Raw genomic sequence first — 22,026 nt, forward strand, 5'->3', positions numbered from 1 at the left:
ATTGCAGGCGCCGGACGCGCCCAGGATTTTGAACTTCCCCACGTGCGCGGGTGGTGCCGCGCACGTCCTGCCTTTTCTGCTTTGCTTTACAGAATCTGCTGGCTGATCGCCGCGATATCCGCGGCGTTCAGCGTGCCTGCTGCTTGCTTGAGCTTCAGGCCGTCCAACACAAAGTTGTAGCCAGCCTCGGCCTGCTGGCGCTTGGCGTTGTACAGATTGCGCGAGGCGTCCAGCACGCTCACGATATCGTTCAAGCCCGCCGTAAAGCCCTCTTCCTTCAGCTTCAGCGCCAGCTCAAACGACTCCACCGAACTGTTCAGCGCCCGAATGCGGTCCACGCCGATGACGATGTTCTGGAATGACGAGAACACCTGGCGCTGCACCTTGCGGCGCGTCAGGCTCAGGTCGGACGACGCGGCGCTCAAGCGGCTGGCGGCCGCGTGGCTCATGCCGTACGTGTAGCCGCCCTGAAAAATCGGCACCGACAGGTTCACGGTGAAGCGGGTATCGGCCACGGTGCTGCCGCCGCCAAACAAGCTGCCGCCGGTTTCGTTGCGGCCGGTGGACGCGCGCAGGTTCACACTGGGGTAGTAGCCCGCCTTTTGCACCGCCACTTCTTTTTCGGCCACAGCCACGCCGGCGGACGCCGCGCGGATCGACCAGTTCTGGTCCAGCGCCGTGCGCAGCCAGGCTTGCGCGTCGTTGGGCGCAGGCAAGGTCATGGGCAGGTCTTTGCGCACCGGACGCAGCTTCAGGTTGCCGTAGCCGATGATTTCTTGAATGGCTTGCTGCTTGTCCAGGTAATCGTTGCGCGCCAGCAGCGTGTTGGCGTCCTGGATGTCCAGACGCGCCTGCACTTCGCTTAAGCCCACGCGCGTTTCCTGGCCGCTGTGATAGCGGGCCTGCACCAATTCCATCTGCTTTTGGGTGGTGCGGCGCTCGGCCTCGGTCAGTTCCACCTGATCTTGCGCGGCCAGCACGCTGAGATACGCGGTGGCCGTACGCAGCATCAAATCTTGCTGCGCGTAGGCGTAGCTGGCCACTTCCTTGCGTTCGGCGTCCTGCGCCTGGCGCCACTTGTGGTACGCGCCCAGTTCAAAGATGGGCTGGTTCAGGGTCAGCGCCCAGCCGTTCTCGGCCCAGTTGGCGCGGCCCGTCTGGTAGACGGCGTTTTCGCTATCGACCACGTTCTGCTTGACGCGGCTGCGGTTCACTTCGCCGGTGACGCTGGGCAACAGGCCCGCGCGCGCGGACGTCACGCCGTAACCCACTGCTTGCAACTCTTGATAGGCGCCCTGCAATTGCGGGTCGTTCTGTAGCGCCATCATGTAAACCTGGTCAAGCGTCATCGGATCGGTTTGATCCGGCAGCTGCGCACCGTTGTACGCCGGGTTGTCTTGCGGCAGGTACGACACAGGCGCGGGCAGCACGGTGGTTTCGTCAAAACGCGGCGCGGGCGACGGCGCAACGTCATCCATCTGCGCGCTGGGCGTCGTCTTGCCGAAGCCGGAATCCTGCTCCGGCGTGCGCTGCCCCATCTTCAACGTGCCGCTTTCGGTCTGCACGCCGCTTGCCGGCGCTGCGGTGGCGGTGACCGGCGTGGCGACGCCCGGCGTAGCGACGCCCGGCGTGGCGACGCCCGAGGCCGACATCGGCGCGGTGTCAGCCTTCGCGGCCGGTGCGCTTTTTTGCGCGGCGCAGCCCGCCATACCCATTGCCGTCAACACGGCCAGCGCGATCATGCCCGTGCGCGTGGGCGCGGGGCGGAAGAGAAGCTTGTCGTTGTCAGTCATAGTAGACAGTCAGAAACTCGTGTCCGTCCCGCGCGGCGCCGGCAGCCAGGCTGTACAGGCTGCGCGGTTCGTCGGGCAAAAGAAAACCCAGGACCTCGCTTTCGGCTAGCGCCAAGCTGGCGGCAACACGCAACAGGTCGGGGATGAAGGCTCGCAAAGGCAGATCTGCCCCGCGGAAGGTGACGGTGAACGAATCGCGACGGGTGTCGGCTTCGTCCACTTCCAGAAACATGAAGCCGCTGGGGTCGGCTTGCTCGCAAGCCTCTTGCGCGATGCGTTCGGCCACCTGACGCAACACGGGGTTGGCCAGCTTGGCCAAACGCGGCGCCAGATGCGCGTCAAACGCGGCGCGGTCAGCCAGATAGCGCATGCGGTAGGCGGTAATGGCCGCTTCCTGCTGCGTGGCCGGATGCCATTTGTAGCCGCAGCCCAAGGGCAACACGCCGTGCTGGCGCAGCGCTTCGGGCGTGGGCATGAATTCCAGGTAGATGCGGTAAGTGCCCGCCGCGCCGTCCGGCTCGTAAGCGAAGAACATGGCGCGTGCGTGCTCCATGTCTTGCTGCACGCGCATCCACAGGGATTGCGGAATGGCCAGCGCCTGCGACAGCGTGGCCATGTCCAGCTGATGCCAGTGTTCACGCTGGATGCCCAGCATGAACCGGTTGCCAACAAGACCCGCGGCCGAAAACTTCATCGACCACTCGACCCCGTCTATCTGCCTGCCCTTGAAGACAGACAGCAGGCGATCCGCCCAGATCCGCCGTTCCCCCCGCAGCGTGTGCAGGGGGATGTGGATCTCCGGCTCGGCGCCGGGTTGGCTTGCGGCCGGGCCGATCGCGGGAGTCAAGGTAGCGGTCAGCATGGCCCGGGTGGCGCTGTCAGGCCGCGGACTCGGCGGACGCCGTGTCAGCGGGCGCGGCGTCAGTGCTGGACGCCACGTCCTTTTGCTGCTGCGCCTTCAGGCGGCGCTGCTCGTCCAACTGCATGGCCAGGCGCTGGATGTTGCCCAGCGATGCGCGGTGCAGTTCGATCAAGCGCAGGATGCCCGAACGCTGAAGCTCGACCACGCGCGCGTCGTCGATGCCGGCAAACTTCTGCTCGTCCACCACCCAGAAGCCGCTCAGGTAGCGGTCGCCATCGGCTTGCGAAATCGTGATCGTCTTGGCCGACAACAAGCCCAGCTCGTTCAAGCGCTTGGCCATGTTCTTGGTCAGTTCCATTTCGCCCTGGAACACGCGCAGGAATTCCATCATCTGCGTCAGGTAGCCCGTTTCCTTGCCGTCTTCAAACAAGGCCACGCCGTCAGCGCTGTTGATGCCAGGGTAGGACTCATCAATGCAGACGGCCAGGCGGTCGGCTTCGGACGTCGTGCCCAACACGAAGGGGTAACGGCGGGCAAAGGCCGGCACGTAGGTGTCGGGCCTCCAGGTGCCCTGCTCGGTCACGAACAGGTTGGACTTGTCTTCCAGGCCCAGCAGCACGGCAACGTGGAAGTTACCGGCTTCGTCACCGACGAAAACGATGGGGTAATGACGGCCGGCATCGGCGAATTCGCTGGCCGCAATGGGCAGCGCATTCGTGTCGTGCGCAAACGCATAGTGGTCCGGCTGGATTTGGATTTTGGTGTTTTGGTGCGCCGCACGGTCCAGCGCAACAGCCCGCTCGTAAAACACAGTTGCTGACATTATTAAATTCTCCTTACCCGGTGTTTGTTACTTTGTCCACGTTTTCGGCAAGGATTATGCGCAACTTCAGCACGAAGTTTTTCCGAAAAATCCATACGTCATAAGGGTGAACAACCGCAAGAATTAGACGGGTTTTGTCAAATTTCGTCCATACCTGAAATTGGGCATTTTCCCTATGCAGAACACGAACCTGCCGGCTAATGCAGGCAAGTCCAGACATAAACCGATATATTTCATATCACGTCAAAAACGGCTCGGAGCTTTTCGGGATAAATGGACAGAAATTGAATAACCGGGCCGTCCTCACCCGACGCTATCCTCACCGCAAAAAATATTCAGTTACCACTTCCCTGGTAACTGAATCCTTGCGTTGACGCCGAAAATTAACCGGAATGAATAGGGGCCGCATTGGACCTTAGTCCTAGGACGCAACACAATCCGACGCCACGGCGGCTGGATATTTCGTTGACCGGCACGTCAGGCTTTGTTAAGTTATTTCCGACTGTGTCACGGCCGATCCGCGCTACGCGGGCTCTTGCATCGGTGCCGGATTCCCCTTMCATCCCTACTCCGACTCGGCCAATTGGCTGACGCGGCCCGCTTTCCGGAGACTTCCCGTGACCGCAGTGCTGATGATCGAAGATCACACCATGTTCCGTGAGGGACTCATGATGACGATCGGACACATGGCGCCTTCGCTGGATATCTGCCCCGCCGCAAGCGGCGCTGAAGCGCTGGCCGTTCTTGAATCGCGCGCTGATATCAGCCGCGTCATCATGGATTACTACCTGCCTGACATAGGCGGCACGGCCCTTTTGAAGCGGCTGCGGCAAGTGCGGCCAGGCGTGCGCATCCTGGTGTTGTCGGCCTCTGAAGATGCGCACGACCGACGCTGCGCGATGACCGCCGGCGCCCGCGCCTTCCTGCACAAATCGGCGAGCAGCCAGATGCTGCTCTCGGCCCTTGAACAAATCGACCTGCCCTACCTGCCTGACGGCCAGCCTGACGCGCAACGCGTGCTGGGGTCGCCCGGTGTGCTGCGCGGTGTGACGCCCGGTGTGTCGCCCGGCGTGCTGCCCGGAGTGACGCCCGGAGTGACGCCGGCTGTGCAGCCCGGTATGTCGCCTCCATCGCCCCCGGTTGAACGGCCCGATGAAGCCGCCCTGCTCAGCGAATTAACGCCGCGTCAGATTGAGGTGTTGCGCCTGATGTGCGACGGCATACGCAACCGCGACATCTCCGAGCAGCTGGGCGTGACGGAGAAGACCGTCAAGGCGCATATCTCCGTGATTCTGGCCACGCTTGGCGTGCCCAATCGAACGCAAGCGACGCTGGTGGCGCGGCGCGGCGGCCTGTTGGGCAAACCGATGTAGCGGCGGGTCTTGCGCGCCAGGGGTTTATGACAGAATGGCGCCATGCGTTTACTCATCACTGTTTGCATCCTGACTCTGGCCGCCCTGGCTTTCGTGGCTTACCGCTATGCCCAACGTGCGCCGGGCGATACGCCGCGCCGCATTGGCAGCGACGTCCTGGCCGGCGCCATCATGTTTGCCTTGTTCGCGCCAGCCATCGGCGGCGCCGCAGTCACCATCACCATCAGCGCCATCGCGATGGCGCCGAAAAATCTGATGATGCTGATCTTCGGCTTGCCCTGGTTTTATATGTTTGGCGCCGTGCCTGCATTGTTATGCGGCGTCGTGGCAGGCGCCTTGCGGCCCGCTCGAACCACGTGGTGGTCATACGCCAAGATTGCGCTCGTAGGCGGCGTTTTCGGCGTGGGCTTTGTGCAAGGGTTCACGAGCCGCGAGTTTTCATGGGAAGAGCTCAACGGCTCGTTGGCCATCGGCGGCCCGGCCGGCGTGTTCAGCGCCTTTCTCTGCTCGATCTGGTTCTACGGCAAGCCCGGCAATACGCGCCCGACCGATGGCGATGCGGCGCGGGCAACCGCGTAGCGGGCTGTCGTGTCGGGCAACGGTGTAGCGGGCTGCCGTGTCGGACTATCGGGCTGGGAGGCTATCGGGCTGAGGGGGCTACTGGGCTACGGCGCTCTATATATAGGGCGATCGGGACAGCGGATTATTGGTCAGAAGCCCTTATCCCCTAGACCTTTCCTCGGCCTTTTCCGCTTCCTCTTTCTCTTCCGCCTCGGTCTTCACCTCTTGCAGCTTGACCGTCTGCGTACAGCCGTTTGCCGCCGCACACTGGCCGGGTTGCTGCGAGCTTTTCACGCATTCCGCAAACGCCAGCGCGGCATCCACCGTCGCGAAGTGGTACGAATGCCCGTCCGCAAAAGCGACCTTTCCTTCCACTGAGCAATCCATGGCTGACTCCGTTAGCGTGACGATTCTTGGTCGCCGTAGCCGAAAGGCCAGCGGCGCTTGTTCGGTTCAGGGGTCGGCTTTTCGTTATTCATGATGGACTCCAATTTTCGAATATAGGAATCCTATCTGCGCAGTCGTAACAGCGATGTAAGGGTTCGAAAACAAGCCCTTCACCTGTTGCGGCGCGCACGTCTGTCATGAATCAGTGATAGCAGGCGGCATTCAACCACACGGGCGATATTCCCCTCCCCGCCTTCAGTGCTATCAATAAAAGCGCCAAGGGAGAAACCGCCATCCGCTGGCATAACAACATCCGGCCCGATGCGGAATGGCGATTTTAGGGAGGATATTGTCATGGCCTCAGGCTCACGACTGTCTGACGTAATTGTCAAACTGCCGGACCGATCGACCGTACGCGTTGAACGTCGCCTGGTCATTATTCGAAGCGCAGACGCGTCGCCAGAACATCGCTATGTCTGCACGTTGGAATCGGGTGAACAAGTGATTTGGCTGGGCGATGGAAAGTACCGGTTGCCAGATGGCGCCGTCGCCGTGGCGGTTGCACACAAACGTCCATAGTTTGCGAACTTCGGCCAGTACGCATCATGGGCGGTTTTGCCATTGCGCTGACCGCCATCGCCGCATTCGCGTCAGTGGTTTTCCTTTGCATGATTGACCGTGTACTTGGGGATGTCGACCGTCAGGTCTTGTTCGCCGACGATGGCCTGGCAACTTAGGCGCGACTGCGGTTCGACGCCCCAGGCACGGTCCAGCAGGTCTTCTTCGCCCTCTTCCACGTCATTGAGGGCATCGAAGCCGCTGCGCACAATGCAGTGGCACGTGGTGCAGGCGCGGCTTTTTTCGCACGCGTGTTCAATGTCGATGCCGTGATCCAGCAACGCATCGCAAAGGGACGTGCCTGCGGACACGTCGAGTACTGCGCCGGCGGGCGCAAGATCGGGATGAGGAAGAACGGTGATTTTTGGCATATCGGGCGGCCTTGTGTGTCTGTCTTGGAAGATCCAAACCAAGACCCCGAGCCTAAAGATGCCCACGTTGGCAAGGTCAAGCGGCCGCCGCGTAAAACAATTGTGAAGTCCACACGGGTTACTGCGCCGAAACACTGTTATCGCCGCACAATAATCGCGCACGAATTCTCTGGACATCTCGTCCTTTGGGAGAACCCTATGTGCGATTGCGCCAACTGTCTTTCCCTCTCCACCCCTGAAAATCCCCGCCGCCGCCTGCTACTGGGCGCTGCTGCTGGGATTGCCACCATCGGAGCCACGGGCTGGCTTGAAGCCGCCCACGCCGAAGTCCCGTCCAACGATATTGGCGGTGACGCCGCCTTGAAGCGCTTGATGGCCGGCAACGCGCGGTACGCCGCCAACAAGCCCAACGTTCGAGACTTTTCAGCGGGCCGTGCCGCTCGCGTCAAGACGCAAAAGCCGATTGCCGCAATTTTGAGCTGTTCCGATTCCCGGGTGGCGCCGGAGTTGGCGTTTGACCAGAATCCGGGCGACGTATTCATCGTTCGCGTGGCGGGCAACTTCGTCAATGACGACGGCCTGGCCAGTTTTGAATACGCCACCAAAGTTCTGAACGTGCCATTGATCCTGGTTCTGGGCCACAACAACTGTGGCGCGGTCGACGCCACGATAAAGGTGCTGAAAGAGAATGCCGAACTGCCTGGCCACCTGCCCGAACTGGTCAACGCCATCAAGCCCGCGGTGGAACGCGCCAGCAAGGGCGACCCCAAAAACCTGCTGACCGCCGCCATCGCTGAAAACGTCCGCCAGGCCGTCCAGCGATTGCAAACGGCGCAGCCGGTGCTGCAAGGCATGGTTCAGCAGAAAAAGCTGATGGTGGCGGGCGGCGTCTACGACCTGGCCACGGGTAAAGTCACGTTGGTCTGATCGCGCGGCGCGGGAAAGCCGCAACGCGCCTTAGTGCTTGGCGGCCAAGGGGTGTTCGAAGAAGAATCGCAGCATCTCTTGGGTCGCATTCGGGCCGCTGCCGTCTGTATAGGAACCGCGCGCGGAACCGCCGGCCCAGGCGTGGCCGGCTCCATGCACCACCCAATATTCCGCAACCACGTCGCCCGCCGCATTCCGGTACACGCGCTTGGTGCTGTCGCGCCCGTGGTTCGCGCTGGCGACGCGTTGGCTTTCGGCGCGGGCGCTGGCCCCTGCGCTTGCGGCGACAACCGCGTCCGCGTTGCTGGGGTGCACGGTGGTATCGCGATCGCCGTGAAAGACGATGGTCGGCACCGCATTAGGCGACGCCGCCGCCGGCCCGGCGCCCATTCCTTTCATGGCGGCCAATGCGCCCGGCAGATCCTTGGCGGCTCCCGCCGCCAGCCCGGAATGCACGCCCGCCGCCGCATACAGCTTCGGATAAGTGCTAGCCAGAATCGCGGCCATCRCCCCGCCCGCCGACAGGCCAGCCACGTAGACGCGGCGCGTATCGATGTTGTGTTCGGCAATGATGTGGCGCGTCATGTCCGCCAGAATCGACGGTTCGCCTTTGCCCGCCTGCTGGTGGTTGTGCTTGAACCAGTTCCAGCATTTCTGCGGATTCACCTCACGCGGCTGCACCGGATACAGCACATAGAAGCCCTGCGCTCGCGCGGCGTCGTTCATGGCGGTGCCGGCGGCGAAATCATCGGCGTCTTGAGTGCAGCCGTGCAGCATCACCACCAGCGGCCGGGGCTGATCGCCCGCGCCAGGCGGCACGTAGAGCTTGTAGCTGCGCTGGCCGGCGGCGTTGCGAAAGGCGAAGGAGAGGAAAACATCTGGTTGGGAAGCGGGCTGCGAGGGGGACTTGAACTTGGGCTCGGGGGTGGACGGCGAAGCGGGCTGTGAGGCTGGCTGCGAGGTGCGCGTCGAAGCGGGCTGTGGGGCCGGCTGCGAAGTGTGCTTTGAAGCGGGCTGCGAGGGCGCTTCAGAAACGGGTTCGACAACGGGCTTGGATTCCGGAACTTCCCAGGCTTCGACGTCGATGACGTCGGCATCATCGAATCGCGGCTGCGCGGCGGTGGCCGTTGGCTGCACGCCAAGCAACGCGGCTTGAATGGCGGCCGTTGCCGCAGCCAGATTGCCGGAACGGGTAAGCCGGGTGGCTTGGCTCATGAGCTGCTGAAATTCAGGGTGCATGGTGTGACCTTTAAAGCGGCTAGGACTGTCAGCGAATGCGCTGACGCAGGGCGGCCTTGACGGCGGCGCTTGCGTGCAGCGCCCCCAACACCGTCACGGATTCAATCGTGGCCAGCGCCAGCTCGGGCGTCACGTCCGGCGCAATGGTCGCCAGACCCAAAATCCGAATCTGAAGCATTTCACCGGCGGCCTGAACCGCCAGCAGATCCTGGGCGGTGTAGTGCTGAATACCCAGCACCAACGTTTTCCGGCTGACCGCCTGCCGCACCGCTTCACCATGGGTGGCAAGCTGGTTGCGGATCGCGGTGCGGATCAGATCGGTCCGATTGGCGTAGAAGCCTTCCTGAACCAGCAGATCAATTTGACCCAGGTCGACATAACCCAGGTTGATCGTGATCTTTTCGTCGGAAGGCTTGGGAGCGGAAGCGAGGCGGGGGGGACGTGGAGGCATGAAACGGATCATAAAACCATCCAAGTGGATGGCATATGGATGTTTCAACTTGATAGATCTATTCGGCCACTGCCCCGGGGACCCAGGGCCGAAATCAAGATTGCCTGTTTCAATTGATCCGTAGGGGATCAGATTTTTAAGACGTACTGTGGGTAGGTGGCAAACCGTCACCGCGACCTTAAAGGTCGACATCACCACAACATCAAAGGTGCGCACTATGACATTCCCAACACGCTTTGGGGCTAACGCTACGGGCGCTCATCCGGACAAAACCCAGCCTCCCGGCAAGCCACAGGAAGCGAAGGTCGCGACCAAGGATGATGCTGCACAAAAACAGGCTCAGGTCGACGCCAGCAAAGCAAGCGCCTTGCAAGGCGACAAGACCTAAGTCCGGCCCGTCGCCCGGGACGGGACTGAAGCTAGCCCTTGTTCCCCGTTACGGCACCCGCAGGTCAGATCACCCGCCTACTCGGCAGAGGAGATCATCATGAAGCACTCCAGCAATTCAGGGCCCCGGCATACGGTTCTTAAAGAGATGCATCGGCCTGAAGCCCATCGCGTTGAACCCGCGGCCACCCCAAAACCCACACCACCGCGCTGGAGCGAGTCGCCCACAGGCGCCGCCGCAACGCCGCGGTCGGCCGGGCGAGACGACGACCGAGATTCCGTCATCAACGGCCATGGCCATGGGCCGCGCCTGCACGCCGATTGGGACGAGCCGTAACCCATGCTTCAGGCGGGTTCGTGCCCTATCAGCCACCCGGCCAACAACGAAAAAATGGCCCCGCACCGGGGCCAGCCTGAACACATAACGCGTGCGCTAGCACGTCACAGCATCGTGTCCCGCGCCTGTTCGGCGCGTGCTGCGCCAATCGCCGTCTCGACTTTCTTCACTTCCTCTGGCGGCGGCAAAACGGCAGGAAAGCCCAGCGCTTCGATCCACAATTCCCGCGTCCAGCCCATCGTGTGATACAGGTGATGGTCCTCGTCTTGCTCGACCGCTTCGTGGGCCTTCTTCAAGACTTTGGCCTCTTTGCCCTTCAGCTTGTCAGCGACCAGGCCAATCAACTCCCAATTCTGATGGTCTTTCGTTTCGGCCAAGACGACGCATTCCGCAGCGGCCACCTGCGCCGCCACCGCGTCGCCCTTCGACTTCGCCAGCGCGATGGCCTTCACCAGTGAATCACCATGGTGCTTGACCACTTCGCGGCTGGGTACCCGCTTATCAGGGTCAAGGCCGAGTTCTTCAAACACGGTAAGGAGTACCTGCCGATGCGTCTTGGTTTCGTCGAGATAGCTCTGCCACTCTTTCGCCAAGTCTTCATTCGTGGCACAGGAAAGCGCTGCGGTATAGACGTTGATGCCGCCCAGCTCCGTTTCCAGCGCCTGATAAAGCAAATCATGGATGCGTGCCATGTCACCGCTTTTGTTGGTAGCCATAAGGTCCTCTTGAGATCGTGAAGTCATGCGGCCCCACAGCGGGGCCGCATTTGAAGGTCAATGTTGGGAAGGTCAACTGCGGGGGAGCAACTGCAGAAGGGTCAACTACGGCGCAGGCTGATTGGACGCGGGAGTGCCTACCGGCTCCTCCGGGTCCAACTCATCTGACTCGCCGGGCTCTTCGTCTCCGTCCGGGGGGAAGGGCTCTTCGTCTCCGTCCGGAGGAAAGGGTTCTTCAGCCGCGTCCTCGGGGATATCCAACTTCTTGGACTCCTCGGTGCTTGTCGGCTCGGTTGGCGCGTTGGGAAGGGGGGTATTCATGGGCTTCACCTTGTTCGGCCACATAGCCGCACAAGGGCATCGCAAGAAGCGCTCCCAAACGCCATCGCCCTAAGTCATTGAAATAACGCGCAGTTATGAAAAGGCATGAGGAAATCCCCAATTAGGGTATTTGCTTATGCCTTTTAACTATTTGCAGCGCGCATACTTGCTGGGCAAGAATTCGCTCTGAGCATAAAGCAAGACAGATGGAACTTCGCCAACTCGAGGCCTTCGCGGCCGTTATGTCCACCGGCAGCGTCACCGCTGCCGGGCGTGTGCTTGGCCGCTCGCAACCGGCCATCAGCCGCTTGCTTCAGGAACTGGAAGCCGAGATTGGCTACGCCTTGTTCGCGCGCAGTGGCCCGCGGGTCACGCCCACCGAACAGGGCTTCCTGCTGTATGACGACGTAGAACGCGCGTTGGCCAGCTTGCAGCAGATACGCGGGCGCGCCGAAGAGATTGCGCGCGGCCAGGCCAAGCCGCTGCTGCTGGCTGCAACGTCTGCTTTGGCGGCGGGCTTGCTGCCCGACGCATTGAAGCGCATCGAAACCCAAGCCGGCGCGGTCCGCATTCAAGTGCGCAGCGCGTCGCCTGAACGCGTGGTGCACGCGGTACTGACCGGCGCGGCGCAATTGGGCGCAACGAGCCTGCCGTTGGAACACCGTGGTTTGACCGTGCATTGGATCGGGCAGGCCGCCTGTGTAGCTGCATTGCCCGAAGACGATGCGCTGGCCGCCCTGGACGTGGTGCCGGTGTCGGCCCTGGCCGGGCGCCGTTTGATCACCATGGCCAACCCCTACCGCTTGCGCCGCCGCTTGGACGCAGCGCTCGCCCCCGACGGCAATGCGCCCGGCACCATCGAAACCAATTCGTCCGTCAACGCTCTGGCCGCCGTACGCGCTGGCCTGGGTGTGTCGGTGCTGGAACCGATCACCGCTTACGGCGTCCCGATGCCGGGCGTGGCGATCCGGCCCATCGACTTGGACATCCCTTTTTTCTTTGGGGTCATCACCCCGCAGTCGCAACCCCTGACGCCGGCCTGCCAGGCCATGGCCGACGCGCTGGCCGATGCCGCCGCCGCCCTGCTGCCCGGCTTTGTGCTGCACGACGCCTGCGAGCATTCGGCGCTGTTGCAGTCGATCTACGGTGATGACGCCCCTGTTTTGGAAACCCCCGCACTATGAATCAGCCCATCGCCACCCCGCCGCAAGGCTTAGCCGCGCTGGAAGCGCGCCTGCGGCAAGACTTGTCCTGGCTGGAAATTCCCGCCAAGAGCTGGGTCGCGCCCCGGCTCGTGGACGGCCAGCAAGTGCTGGACGTCGTCATCATTGGCGGCGGCATGGCCGGCTTGGCTGCGGCGGCGTCGTTGACGCATCTGGGCATTACCGCGCCGATCTTCGATCAAGCGCCCGAAGGCTATGAAGGCCCGTGGGCCACAACGGCCCGCATGGAAACGCTGCGTTCGCCTAAGCAATTGACCGGCCCTGCCCTGGGCTTGCCGGCGCTGACGTTCCGCGCCTGGTTCGAAGCGCAATTCGGCTCGGCGGAATGGGACGCGCTGGACAAGATTCCGCGCCTGCAATGGATGGACTACCTGCGCTGGTATCGCCGCGTGCTGAACCTGGACGTGCGCAATGAACACCGCGTGTTGTCGGTGCAGCCGCGTGCCGACCGTTTGGTGCAGCTAGACGTGGAATCGCCCGCTGGCCGCAACACCGTGCTGGCCCGCCGTGTTGTGCTGGCCACCGGCCGCGATGGCTTGGGCGGCGCGTATGTGCCTGACTTTGCAAAGCAATTGCCGCGTGACCGCTGGGCGCATTCGTCCGACGTGATGGACTACGCCACGCTGTCCGGCAAGCGCGTTGGCGTCGTGGGCGCGGGCGCGTCCGCCATGGACAGCGCAGGCACGGCACTGGAAGCCGACGCAGCCAGCGTCGACCTGCTGATCCGCCGTAACGACATCCCCCGCGTAAACAAAGGCAAAGGCGCGGGCAACCCCGGCCTGACCCACGGCCACCTGACGCTGCCCGACGAATGGAAGTGGAAGATCCGCCACTACATCAACGCCGCCCAAGTGCCGCCCCCGCGCGGCAGCACCTTGCGCGTGTCGCGCTTCCCGAACGCCCGCTTCAACCTGGGCTGTGGCGTGCAAGACCTGGCAATGGTGGGCGACGACATCCACGTCACCACGCCCAAAGGCGTGTTCGTCCTGGACTTCCTGATCTTCTCCACGGGCTTTCGTATCGACTGGACCGTGCGCCCGGAATTCGCGCCGCTGGCGCCTCACGTGCGCAACTGGGGCGATCGCTTCACCCCGCCCCCCGGCGAAGAAGACCAGGAACTGCATGACTCGCCCGACCTGGGCGCCGTCTTCGAGCTGCAAGAAAAAGTCCCCGGCGCCTGCCCGGGTCTGGACCGCGTGCACTGTTTTTCCTACCCCGCCGCGCTGACGCAAGGCACGATCTCGGGCGACATCCCCGCCATCAGCGACGGCGCCAAGCGCTTGGCGCAAGGCATCGCCGGCCTGTTCTACCGCGAAGACGTCGAAACGTACTACGCCAACATGGAAGCGTTTTCCGAACCGGAAGTGTTCGGCGATGAGTGGACGCCCGCCCCGCCGCCTGCGGCAGTCGCCACCCCGGCCTCGCAAGCGGAGACCGCGCAATGACCGGTTGGTTGATACGCCGTGTCGCGCAAGCGGCGGTGGTGGTGTTCCTGATGACGCTGATCGTCTTCGTGGGCCTGCACGCCATCGGCAACCCCGTTGACATCCYGATCGGCCAGGACGTAGACCAGGTCGACCGCGCCCGCATCATTGCGGAGCTTGGCCTGGACAAACCGCTGTGGCAGCAATACCTGGGCTTTCTAAACGGGGCGCTGCACGGCAACCTGGGCAACAGCTTCGTCTACAACATTCCCGCCATTGAACTCGTCATCCAGCGCCTGCCCGCCACGCTTGAACTGGCGATCAGCGCCCTGGGCCTGGCCGTCATCATCGGCCTGCCGCTGGGCTTGATTGCCGGCCTGTACCCCGACAGCCGCTTTTCCAAAATGATCATGGCCGGCAGCATCGTCGGCTTCTCGCTGCCCACGTTCTGGGTGGCGCTGATGCTGATCATGACGTTCAGCGTGTCACTCGGCTGGCTGCCCGCCAGCGGCCGGGGGCAAACGGTGGAATTCCTGGGCTTTCAGTGGTCGTGGTTGACTGCCGACGGCTGGCGCCATTTGATCTTGCCCGCGCTGAACCTGTCGCTGTTCAAAATTTCGCTCGTTATCCGCCTGACGCGCGCCGGCGTGCGCGACGTGATGCCGCTGGACTTCGTGAAGTTCGCCCGCGCCAAAGGCTTGTCGCCGTTTCGCGTGGTCTGTGTGCACGTGCTGCGCAACACGATGATCCCGCTGGTGACCGTGCTGGGCCTGGAACTGGGTTCGACCATTGCGTTCGCCGTCATCACGGAAAGCATTTTCTCGTGGCCCGGCGCCGGCAAGCTGATCCTGGATAGCCTGAACGCGCTGGACCGCCCCGTGATCGTGGCCTACCTGATTGTGGTCGTGTGCCTGTTCGTGACGCTGAACCTGATCGTCGACATTCTTTATAAAGTGCTGGACCCCCGGGTACGGCTGGAGGGCTCGGCATGAGCACCACTGCAACCCCTGAGAAGGTTCCCGCCCTGCGCCGCGAATCGCCCTGGCGCCGCAACCTGACCGAATTCATGTCGTCCAAGACGGCGGTGTTCGGCCTGGCCGTAGCCACCCTGCTGATCCTGGCCGCCATTTTCGCGCCGTGGATCTCGCCGCAGAACCCGTACGACCTGCTGCAAATCGACGTGCTGGACTCCCGCATGCCGCCGGGTTCCATGAATGGCCTGGACACCTTCCACTACTGGCTGGGCACCGACGGCCAAGGGCGCGATCTGCTGTCMGGCATTCTGTATGGCCTGCGCATCAGCTTGATGGTGGGCGTGGGCTCGGCTGTGATTGCCGGCATCGTTGGCACGCTGCTGGGCTTGCTTGCCGCCTACGCAGGCGGCAAGGTTGATGCGTTCATCATGCGCCTGGTCGACTTGATCCTGTCGTTCCCGTCGATCCTGGTTGCCATGATGATCCTGGCCTATCTGGGCAAAGGCGTGGGCAACGTGGTGCTGACGCTGGTGATTCTGGAATGGGCCTATTACGCCCGCACCGCACGCGGCCAAGCCCTGGTGGAACGCCGCCGTGAATACGTTGAAGCCGCCCGCTGCCTGGACATTCCCAACTGGCGGATCATGTTGAAGCACATCCTGCCCAACTGCCTGCCGCCGCTGATCGTCATTGGCACCTTGCAGATTGCGCGCGCCATCACGCTGGAGGCCACGTTGAGCTTTCTGGGCCTGGGCGTGCCCGTGACCGAACCGTCGCTGGGCCTGCTGATTTCCAACGGCTTTCAATACATGCTGTCCGGTGAATACTGGATCAGCTTCTACCCCGGCATCGCGCTGCTGATCACCATCGTCGCCATCAACTTGGTGGGCGACCGCCTGCGCGACGTGCTGAACCCAAGGACTCACAAATGACCGACCGCACCGCTACCGGCGCGCCGGCCACGCTTGAAGTGCGCAACCTGCGCACGCACTTCCATACCCGCGCGGGCGTGCTGCCCGCCGTCGACGACGTGTCGTTCACGCTGGAGCGCGGCAAGATCCTGGGCCTGGTCGGTGAATCCGGCTCGGGCAAATCCGTGACGGGCTTTTCCATCATGGGTCTGGTCGACGCGCCGGGCCGCATCGTGGGCGGCGAAGTGCTGTTTCAAGGCCGCGACCTGACCAAGCTGGCCCCGCGCGAACTGCGCCGCCTGCAAGGCAACCGCATCGCCATGATCTTTCAAGATCCGATGATGACGCTGAACCCCGTCTTGCGGGTGGATGTGCAGATGATCGAAACGGTGCGCGCGCATAACAAGATGAGCAAGCGCGAAGCCCGCACGCTGGCGCGCGACACGCTGGGCATGATGGGCATTCCCAGCCCCGAAGAACGTTTGCTGGCCTACCCGCATCAGTTGTCTGGCGGCATGCGCCAGCGCGTGGCCATTGCCATCGCCATGCTGCATCGCCCTGACCTGATCATTGCCGACGAACCCACCACCGCGCTGGACGTCACCATCCAGGCGCAGATTCTGTCTGAAGTGCAAAAGCTCGCGCAGCAGCACGGCACGAGCCTGATCTGGATTACGCATGATCTGTCCGTGGTGGCCGGCTTGGCCGATGACGTGGCCGTGATGTACGCCGGCCGCATCGTTGAACACGGCAAGGTCGACGACGTGCTTGACCGCCCGCAGCACCCCTACACAGTGGGCCTGATCGACAGCCTGCCCAGCAACAACCTGCGGGGCCAGCGCCTGCGCCAGATTCCCGGCATGACGCCCAACCTGCTGCACCTGCCCGCCGGCTGTGCGTTTTCCGCGCGCTGCTCGCGCGCCACCGCCGCCTGTGGCCAGCAACCCGGCATCACTCAAGCCCTGCCCGAACACGACGTGCGCTGCTTCCATCCGACTATCCAGATCCACAACGAGGTGACGGCATGACTGTATCCGCCGCCCCCACTCCGCTGATTGACCTTTCTCAAGTCAGCAAGCGCTTTGGCGAAAGAAAGGTCGGCGCAGCCGGCCGCGCCATGCAGCGCATGGGCTTGTCCAAGCCGCCCGCCATTACGCGCGCGGTCGACAACGTGGACCTGATCGTGAACCCCGGCGAAGTCGTCGGCCTGGTGGGCGAATCCGGCTGCGGCAAATCCACGCTGGGCCGCATCGCCGCGGGCTTGTTGACGCCATCGGGCGGTGAAGTGCGCATCAACGGCGTGCGCCCGTCGGACATGACGTCGGCCGAAGCCCACGCCGCGCGCCTGACCGTGCAAATGATTTTCCAGGACCCCTACGCCAGCCTTAACCCGCGCCTGCGCGTGGACGAGATCGTGGGCGAAGCGGCCCGCATCCATGGCCTGGTCGGCAATGGCGACTTTGACGACTACGTCAGCGCCCAGCTCGAACGCGCGGGGCTCGACCCTGCACTGCGCCAACGCTATCCGCACCAATTCAGCGGCGGCCAGCGCCAGCGCATCGGCATTGCCCGCGCGCTGGCCGTGCAGCCGTCCATGCTGGTGTGCGACGAAGCCGTGGCCGCGCTGGACGTATCCATTCAAGCGCAAATCCTGAACCTGTTCATGGACCTGCGCGAAGAACTGAACCTGACGTATCTGTTCATCAGCCATGACCTGGGCGTGGTGGAACACCTGTCTGACCGCGTCGTCATCATGTACCTGGGCCGCGTCGTGGAAACGGCCACCGTGGACGAAGTGTTCCAGCGCCCCAACCACCCGTACACGCAAGCGCTGCTGGCGGAAATTCCCAGCCTGAAGTCGCGCCACAAGGTCTTTACCGCGATCAAAGGCGAGATTCCCAGCCCGCTGAACCCGCCAGGCGGCTGCCATTTTCATCCGCGATGTCCGCATGCGATGCCGCGCTGCAAGACCGAAGTTCCCACGTTGAAGGGAATCGCCATCAACCATTTAAGCGCCTGTCATTTGAACGACATGGCCTGAACCTAATTGGCCGCGTTGTCCTGAATGCCTGTAGTGGCCTTAACGACAGCGCAGCCTTCGGAACACTTAACTCGTTCCCCCCCTACCAAGGACCCCGAACATGAAACGCCTGATTCTTTCGACCCTGACCGCCGCCATTCTCGGCGCCTCTGCCGCGGCCTCTGCCGACAACCTGTCGATCGGTTTTGCCGACCCGCTGTCGTCCCTGGACCCGCAGCTGAACAACCACGCCGGCGACCGCTCGGTGGCGCTGCACTTCTGGGACCTGCTGATCGAAAACAAGTGGAACAAGCTCCAGCCGGGCTTGGCCGTCAGCTGGAAGCCGCTGGACTCCACCACCTGGGAATTCAAGCTGCGTGAAGGCGTCAAGTGGCAAGACGGCACGCCGTTCACCGCCGACGACCTGATCTATTCCTACACCCGCGCGCGCGGCGTGCCGGGCAGCGTGGCAACGTACGCCGGCTACCTGCGCACCATCGACACGATGACCGCGAAGGACCCGCTGACCCTTATCGTCAAGACCAAGGCGCCCAACCCCGACCTGCCGCTGAACCTGGCATCTGTACACGTCGTCAGCAAGCACGTTGGTGAAAAGTCGACCACCGAAGACTACAACTCGGGCAAGGCCATGGTTGGCACCGGCCCGTACAAGTTCGTGTCCTACACGCCGGGCGACCGCGTCATCATGGAACGCAACGACGGCTACTGGGGCGACAAGGCCACCTGGGACAAGGTCAACTACCGCTACATCAACAACGCCGCCTCGCGCACCGCTGCGCTGTTGGCCGGCGACGTGGACGTGATCGACAAGGTCTCGGTGTCGGACCTGGCCAAGCTGCAAAAGGCCCCGAACATCGCGGTGTACCCGTACGACGGCCTGCGCGTCATGATCCTGCAACCCAGCTTCAACCCCGCGCCCAACCAGTACATCACCGACAACAACGGCAAGCCGCTGGACAAGAACCCGCTGCTGGACCTGCGCGTGCGTCAAGCGCTGAACCTGGCCATCAACCGCAAGGCCATTTCCGACCGCATCCTGCAAGGCGCGGCCACCGAAGCCAACCAGTGGATGCCCAAGGGCACATTCGGCTACAACCCCGACGTGAAAGACATCCCCAACGATGTCGCGCAAGCCAAGAAGCTGCTGGCCGAAGCGGGCTTTCCCGACGGCTTCAAGCTGACCATGCACGTGCCGAACGACCGCTACCCGCAAGGCCCGGAAACGGCCCAGGCCGTGGCGCAGTTCTGGACCCGCGTGGGCGTGAAGACCCAAGTGGAAGTGGTGCCATGGGCCGTGTACTCGGGCCGCGCCAACAAGAACGAATTCGCCGTCAGCATGCTGGCGTGGGGCAACGGCACGGGTGAAGCCAGCTACGCGCTGGTCAACATCCTGGCCACCGTCGACGCCAAGAAGGGCCTGGGCGCGTCCAACTGGGGCCACTACTCCAACCCCAAAGTGGATGCCGCGCTGGAACAGTCCACGTCGGAATTCGATGTGGCCAAGCGTGAAGCCATCTTGCGCGACTCGGTCAAGCTGGTGGCTGACGACGTCGCCATCTTCCCGCTGTTCCACTACAAGAACATCTGGGCCACCAAGAAGGGCCTGAAGGTCACCCCGATGACCAGCGACCGCACGGCCGCCATGATGGTCACCAAAGAGCCGGCCGGTAAATAAGCCATGGTGCCGACCCTAACCATCACCCCCGCGGACGCCCTGATCGACGTGCCGCGCCAGATCCGGGTCGAGCACGTCGAGCCGGGCCAGACGGTGGAAATCACCGCGCTGACCCGCCGCAACGGCGTGCTCTGGCAGGCGCAAGCTGCGTACACGGCTGGCGAGGACGGCGTGGTCGACCTGACCCGCGACGCGCCCCTCTCGGGCGACTACACCGGCGTGGCCCCGATGGGCCTCGTCTGGTCGCAAGCGCCCGTGGATTCCCCCAGCCGCGAACACTTCAACCACCCGGTCACCGAAGCCTTGGTCACCGACGTGGTCGCCCGCGTGGCCGGTGCGCAGGCGCAAGCCACGTTCACGCAACGCTTGGCGCTGGACGGCGTCACGCGCCACGAGGTCCGCGAAGAAGGTCTGGTCGGCACGCTGTACCTGCCGGCAGGCAGCAAGCCCGGTTCGCACCCCGCCGTCATGATCCTGAACGGCTCGGGCGGCGGCATCAACGAACCGCGCGCGGCGCTTTACGCATCGCGCGGCTACGCCGCCTTTGCGCTGGCGTACTTCAAAGCGCCGGGCCTGTCCGACTACATCTCGAACACCCCGCTGGAATACTTCCAGACCGGCCTGCGCTGGCTGCGCAAAAAGGTTCAGCCCAAGCACGACTTCGTCGCCATCAGCGGCCAGTCGCGCGGCGGTGAACTCGTGCTGCTGCTGGGCGCAACCTTCCCCAAGGAAGTGTCCGCCGTCGTCGCCTACGTACCCGGCGCCGTCGTGCACAGCGGCCAGAACGCCTGCGACCCCAAGATCGGCCGCGAAGGCCCCACGTGGTTGCTGGGCGGCAAGCCGATCCCCCACGTCTGGGAAAACAACCGCACGGCTACGTGGGCGCCGTTTGACGAAGGCCCATCCCCGCATCGTCACGAGAAAGCCATCCTGACCGCACTGCAAGACCCCGACGCCGTCGCCCGCGCCCGCATTCGCGTGGAAGACATCGAAGGCCCGGTCATGCTGCTGTCGGCCACCGACGATGGCTCGTGGCCGTCGAGCCTGTATTCGAAGATGGTGCAGGACAAGCTGGTCGACGTGAAACACCCCTACCCCGTCGAATGGCTCGACTACGAAAACGGCGGCCACTCGATCCTGTTCCCGTACGTGCCCACCACCCAGCTCGTCTACGCCCACCCCGTGTCCGGCAAGATCAGCACCAGCGGCGGGAATCCGAAAGACAACGCACGCGCCGACCAGGAATCGTGGGAAGGCGTGAAGAAGTTTTTGGACGCGGCGGTGAAGGCGCGGGCGGCTGCGGTTAATTCGGCTAGCGCGGATTCGACTCGTTCGGATTCCGCAAGCTCGCAGTCAGCTCCTGCACATTCGGCAAGCACTTCCGGCAACGCCGGCTGATCAGACACCAAGGAGAACATCCCCATGGCACAACAACCCATCGTCTATGACGCCGTCAATGATCTGGTCGACAAGCTCGTCGGCCTGACGCCCGGCAGCAAAACTTTTGAGGTTCGCCACCAACGCGAAAAAGTCGCCGCCGCCACGCAAGGCAGCTACGACGCCCTGTTCGACCCGGCACTGCCCGGCTTGTCGCTAGCCGAACGCCTGCTGGTCGCGCTGTACGCCACCCGCATCAGCCTGTCGCCGCTGCTGGCCTCGCACTACCGCGCCCGCTTGGCGGAAACGGATGCAGTCCCCGCCGACATCGCCGTTGCAGAATCCGGCAAACCGTCAGACGCCTCCACCCCGCGCCTGGCTGCCGTGCTGGAATTCACGCGCAAGCTGATCGAAAACCCCGTCGAAGGCGACGAAGCCGCACTGAAGACCCTGCCCGCAGCAGGCGTCTCCACGCCCGCGGTGGTCACCCTGTCGCAACTGATCGCCTTCCTGTCGTACCAGACCCGTCTGGTCGCAGGCTTGATCGCGATGAAAGACCTGGAAGGCCAAGCTCCCCGCGCCGCCGCCGTCCCGCCCGCGCCCTTCGAACCCAACACCGCCGCCACCGAACCCGGCGCCGTCATCAAGGCCCACGGCTTCACCAACGAAGTGCTGGAGTGGAAGGCATGGCTCGACGTCGTCAACGTCGACACCGCCACCCCGGAACAAGTCGCCGTCCTGGAAGAAAGCCACCCCAAGGCCAAGGTCTCGGACTACTACCTGTTCCTGGTCCACCAACCGGAAATCCTGCGCCAGCGCTCCACCGCCTTCAACGCCATCATGTACGCCCCAGGCGGCCTGTCGCGCGCCGAACGCGAGCTGGGCTCCACGGTCGTCTCGCGTGTGAACGGCTGCGTGTACTGCGCATCCGTCCACGCGCAGCGCTTCGAACAACTGGCCAAGCGTAATGAAGTGATCGCGCAAGTGTTCGAAGACCCCTACACCGCCGGCACCACGGCACGTGAACTGGCCATTGCCCAGTTCTCGATCCAGATCACCGAAGCCCAGGCCGACGTCAACGCCAACAGCATCCAGGCATTGAAGGATGCGGGCTTGAGCGAAGGCGAAGTGCTGGACCTGCTGCACTCGGACGCCATCTTCGCCTGGGCAAATCGTTTGATGCTGAACCTGGGCGAACCGGTTTTTGCCACCGTAGGCTAAGACCCGCTTTTCCG

Annotated in this window: 21 protein-coding genes; 13 read left to right on the plus strand and 8 right to left on the minus strand. The window is 63.2% G+C overall.

The features are described 5' to 3' along the window. Positions 1 to 86 precede the first annotated feature (86 nt). From AC1DB0_RS02205 to AC1DB0_RS02215, 3 genes are read right to left on the minus strand one after another with little or no spacing between them, the layout of a single operon-like run. Positions 87 to 1,793: a TolC family outer membrane protein gene (locus AC1DB0_RS02205; RefSeq protein ID WP_441370885.1), complete on the minus strand. Its 1,707-nt coding sequence runs from the start codon at positions 1,791 to 1,793 to the stop codon at positions 87 to 89. Beyond that, the gene (locus tag AC1DB0_RS02210; protein WP_391432291.1) at positions 1,786 to 2,655 is read right to left on the minus strand and encodes a hypothetical protein; all 870 of its coding nucleotides are present in this window, start codon (positions 2,653 to 2,655) and stop codon (positions 1,786 to 1,788) included. The genes AC1DB0_RS02205 and AC1DB0_RS02210 overlap by 8 nt, the downstream gene beginning before the upstream one ends. A gap of 16 nt (positions 2,656 to 2,671) precedes the next feature. Next, positions 2,672 to 3,478 (minus strand): SapC family protein, encoded by an 807-nt coding sequence (locus AC1DB0_RS02215; protein WP_054425450.1) that lies wholly within the window; start codon positions 3,476 to 3,478, stop codon positions 2,672 to 2,674. 617 nt (positions 3,479 to 4,095) lie between these two features. Between AC1DB0_RS02215 and AC1DB0_RS02220 the strand changes: the two genes are divergently transcribed. Both AC1DB0_RS02220 and AC1DB0_RS02225 read left to right on the plus strand, forming a co-directional pair. Further along, positions 4,096 to 4,851 carry a response regulator gene (locus AC1DB0_RS02220; protein WP_476756686.1) on the plus strand — a complete coding sequence of 252 codons (756 nt, stop codon included), beginning with the start codon at positions 4,096 to 4,098 and terminating at the stop codon, positions 4,849 to 4,851. A 42-nt stretch (positions 4,852 to 4,893) separates the two neighbouring features. Next, positions 4,894 to 5,430, plus strand: coding sequence for a hypothetical protein (locus AC1DB0_RS02225; protein ID WP_476756685.1), 537 nt, complete (start codon positions 4,894 to 4,896; stop codon positions 5,428 to 5,430). Positions 5,431 to 5,571: 141 nt separating this feature from the next. On the opposite strand, the gene AC1DB0_RS02230 is transcribed toward AC1DB0_RS02225, so the two are convergent. Together AC1DB0_RS02230 and fdx are read right to left on the minus strand one after the other, a co-directional pair. Then, the gene (locus tag AC1DB0_RS02230) at positions 5,572 to 5,799 is read right to left on the minus strand and encodes a hypothetical protein (protein WP_346550294.1); all 228 of its coding nucleotides are present in this window, start codon (positions 5,797 to 5,799) and stop codon (positions 5,572 to 5,574) included. A gap of 650 nt (positions 5,800 to 6,449) precedes the next feature. Continuing rightward, positions 6,450 to 6,788, minus strand: coding sequence for an ISC system 2Fe-2S type ferredoxin (fdx, locus tag AC1DB0_RS02235; protein ID WP_427949194.1), 339 nt, complete (start codon positions 6,786 to 6,788; stop codon positions 6,450 to 6,452). A gap of 198 nt (positions 6,789 to 6,986) precedes the next feature. Between fdx and AC1DB0_RS02240 the strand changes: the two genes are divergently transcribed. Beyond that, positions 6,987 to 7,715, plus strand: coding sequence for a carbonic anhydrase (locus AC1DB0_RS02240; RefSeq protein WP_476756684.1), 729 nt, complete (start codon positions 6,987 to 6,989; stop codon positions 7,713 to 7,715). A gap of 30 nt (positions 7,716 to 7,745) precedes the next feature. On the opposite strand, the gene AC1DB0_RS02245 is transcribed toward AC1DB0_RS02240, so the two are convergent. Both AC1DB0_RS02245 and AC1DB0_RS02250 read right to left on the minus strand, forming a co-directional pair. Next, the gene (locus AC1DB0_RS02245) at positions 7,746 to 8,954 is read right to left on the minus strand and encodes an extracellular catalytic domain type 1 short-chain-length polyhydroxyalkanoate depolymerase (RefSeq protein WP_476758584.1); all 1,209 of its coding nucleotides are present in this window, start codon (positions 8,952 to 8,954) and stop codon (positions 7,746 to 7,748) included. 28 nt (positions 8,955 to 8,982) lie between these two features. Continuing rightward, positions 8,983 to 9,417, minus strand: a complete 435-nt coding sequence (locus tag AC1DB0_RS02250) for a CopG family transcriptional regulator (protein ID WP_428980458.1) — start codon at positions 9,415 to 9,417, stop codon at positions 8,983 to 8,985. Between the two features lie 205 nt (positions 9,418 to 9,622). Here AC1DB0_RS02250 and AC1DB0_RS02255 point away from each other — a divergent pair, with 205 nt between their 5' ends. Continuing rightward, a complete protein-coding gene (locus AC1DB0_RS02255; RefSeq protein ID WP_156336765.1) occupies positions 9,623 to 9,793 on the plus strand; it encodes a hypothetical protein in 171 nt (56 codons plus the stop codon). 440 nt (positions 9,794 to 10,233) lie between these two features. On the opposite strand, the gene AC1DB0_RS02260 is transcribed toward AC1DB0_RS02255, so the two are convergent. Then, positions 10,234 to 10,845, minus strand: coding sequence for a ferritin-like domain-containing protein (locus AC1DB0_RS02260; protein ID WP_054425438.1), 612 nt, complete (start codon positions 10,843 to 10,845; stop codon positions 10,234 to 10,236). 527 nt (positions 10,846 to 11,372) lie between these two features. Here AC1DB0_RS02260 and AC1DB0_RS02265 point away from each other — a divergent pair. From AC1DB0_RS02265 to AC1DB0_RS02305, 9 genes are all read left to right on the plus strand, one after another. Next, the gene (locus tag AC1DB0_RS02265) at positions 11,373 to 12,350 is read left to right on the plus strand and encodes a LysR family transcriptional regulator (protein WP_054425435.1); all 978 of its coding nucleotides are present in this window, start codon (positions 11,373 to 11,375) and stop codon (positions 12,348 to 12,350) included. Continuing rightward, positions 12,347 to 13,834, plus strand: coding sequence for a SidA/IucD/PvdA family monooxygenase (locus AC1DB0_RS02270; RefSeq protein WP_476756682.1), 1,488 nt, complete (start codon positions 12,347 to 12,349; stop codon positions 13,832 to 13,834). Before AC1DB0_RS02265 ends, AC1DB0_RS02270 begins: the two co-directional genes overlap by 4 nt. Next, on the plus strand, positions 13,831 to 14,805 hold the full coding sequence (locus tag AC1DB0_RS02275) for an ABC transporter permease (RefSeq protein ID WP_476758585.1): 975 nt from the start codon (positions 13,831 to 13,833) through the stop codon (positions 14,803 to 14,805). Before AC1DB0_RS02270 ends, AC1DB0_RS02275 begins: the two co-directional genes overlap by 4 nt. Beyond that, the gene (locus AC1DB0_RS02280; protein ID WP_054425430.1) at positions 14,802 to 15,719 is read left to right on the plus strand and encodes an ABC transporter permease; all 918 of its coding nucleotides are present in this window, start codon (positions 14,802 to 14,804) and stop codon (positions 15,717 to 15,719) included. Before AC1DB0_RS02275 ends, AC1DB0_RS02280 begins: the two co-directional genes overlap by 4 nt. Beyond that, positions 15,716 to 16,726: an ABC transporter ATP-binding protein gene (locus AC1DB0_RS02285; RefSeq protein ID WP_183013570.1), complete on the plus strand. Its 1,011-nt coding sequence runs from the start codon at positions 15,716 to 15,718 to the stop codon at positions 16,724 to 16,726. Before AC1DB0_RS02280 ends, AC1DB0_RS02285 begins: the two co-directional genes overlap by 4 nt. Continuing rightward, the gene (locus AC1DB0_RS02290; RefSeq protein ID WP_476756681.1) at positions 16,723 to 17,739 is read left to right on the plus strand and encodes an ABC transporter ATP-binding protein; all 1,017 of its coding nucleotides are present in this window, start codon (positions 16,723 to 16,725) and stop codon (positions 17,737 to 17,739) included. Before AC1DB0_RS02285 ends, AC1DB0_RS02290 begins: the two co-directional genes overlap by 4 nt. 100 nt (positions 17,740 to 17,839) lie before the next feature. Then, on the plus strand, positions 17,840 to 19,414 hold the full coding sequence (locus tag AC1DB0_RS02295) for an ABC transporter substrate-binding protein (protein WP_175169193.1): 1,575 nt from the start codon (positions 17,840 to 17,842) through the stop codon (positions 19,412 to 19,414). A gap of 3 nt (positions 19,415 to 19,417) precedes the next feature. Continuing rightward, positions 19,418 to 20,812: an acyl-CoA thioester hydrolase/BAAT C-terminal domain-containing protein gene (locus AC1DB0_RS02300; RefSeq protein WP_476756680.1), complete on the plus strand. Its 1,395-nt coding sequence runs from the start codon at positions 19,418 to 19,420 to the stop codon at positions 20,810 to 20,812. Positions 20,813 to 20,836: 24 nt separating this feature from the next. Beyond that, positions 20,837 to 22,012: a CMD domain protein gene (locus tag AC1DB0_RS02305; protein WP_476756679.1), complete on the plus strand. Its 1,176-nt coding sequence runs from the start codon at positions 20,837 to 20,839 to the stop codon at positions 22,010 to 22,012. Positions 22,013 to 22,026: the final 14 nt, after the last annotated feature.

This window comes from Achromobacter sp. 10T422, assembly GCF_056394065.1.

What these genes read in the sequence shown, in the direction of transcription:
- AC1DB0_RS02205 (WP_441370885.1), bottom strand. Translation starts at nt 1,793, where the DNA reads ATGACTGACAACGACAAGCTTCTCTTCCGCCCCGCGCCCACGCGCACG.
- AC1DB0_RS02210 (WP_391432291.1), bottom strand. Translation starts at nt 2,655, where the DNA reads ATGCTGACCGCTACCTTGACTCCCGCGATCGGCCCGGCCGCAAGCCAA.
- AC1DB0_RS02215 (WP_054425450.1), bottom strand. Translation starts at nt 3,478, where the DNA reads ATGTCAGCAACTGTGTTTTACGAGCGGGCTGTTGCGCTGGACCGTGCG.
- AC1DB0_RS02225 (WP_476756685.1), top strand. Translation starts at nt 4,894, where the DNA reads ATGCGTTTACTCATCACTGTTTGCATCCTGACTCTGGCCGCCCTGGCT.
- AC1DB0_RS02230 (WP_346550294.1), bottom strand. Translation starts at nt 5,799, where the DNA reads ATGGATTGCTCAGTGGAAGGAAAGGTCGCTTTTGCGGACGGGCATTCG.
- fdx (WP_427949194.1), bottom strand. Translation starts at nt 6,788, where the DNA reads ATGCCAAAAATCACCGTTCTTCCTCATCCCGATCTTGCGCCCGCCGGC.
- AC1DB0_RS02240 (WP_476756684.1), top strand. Translation starts at nt 6,987, where the DNA reads ATGTGCGATTGCGCCAACTGTCTTTCCCTCTCCACCCCTGAAAATCCC.
- AC1DB0_RS02250 (WP_428980458.1), bottom strand. Translation starts at nt 9,417, where the DNA reads ATGATCCGTTTCATGCCTCCACGTCCCCCCCGCCTCGCTTCCGCTCCC.
- AC1DB0_RS02255 (WP_156336765.1), top strand. Translation starts at nt 9,623, where the DNA reads ATGACATTCCCAACACGCTTTGGGGCTAACGCTACGGGCGCTCATCCG.
- AC1DB0_RS02260 (WP_054425438.1), bottom strand. Translation starts at nt 10,845, where the DNA reads ATGGCTACCAACAAAAGCGGTGACATGGCACGCATCCATGATTTGCTT.
- AC1DB0_RS02265 (WP_054425435.1), top strand. Translation starts at nt 11,373, where the DNA reads ATGGAACTTCGCCAACTCGAGGCCTTCGCGGCCGTTATGTCCACCGGC.
- AC1DB0_RS02270 (WP_476756682.1), top strand. Translation starts at nt 12,347, where the DNA reads ATGAATCAGCCCATCGCCACCCCGCCGCAAGGCTTAGCCGCGCTGGAA.
- AC1DB0_RS02285 (WP_183013570.1), top strand. Translation starts at nt 15,716, where the DNA reads ATGACCGACCGCACCGCTACCGGCGCGCCGGCCACGCTTGAAGTGCGC.
- AC1DB0_RS02290 (WP_476756681.1), top strand. Translation starts at nt 16,723, where the DNA reads ATGACTGTATCCGCCGCCCCCACTCCGCTGATTGACCTTTCTCAAGTC.
- AC1DB0_RS02295 (WP_175169193.1), top strand. Translation starts at nt 17,840, where the DNA reads ATGAAACGCCTGATTCTTTCGACCCTGACCGCCGCCATTCTCGGCGCC.
- AC1DB0_RS02300 (WP_476756680.1), top strand. Translation starts at nt 19,418, where the DNA reads ATGGTGCCGACCCTAACCATCACCCCCGCGGACGCCCTGATCGACGTG.
- AC1DB0_RS02305 (WP_476756679.1), top strand. Translation starts at nt 20,837, where the DNA reads ATGGCACAACAACCCATCGTCTATGACGCCGTCAATGATCTGGTCGAC.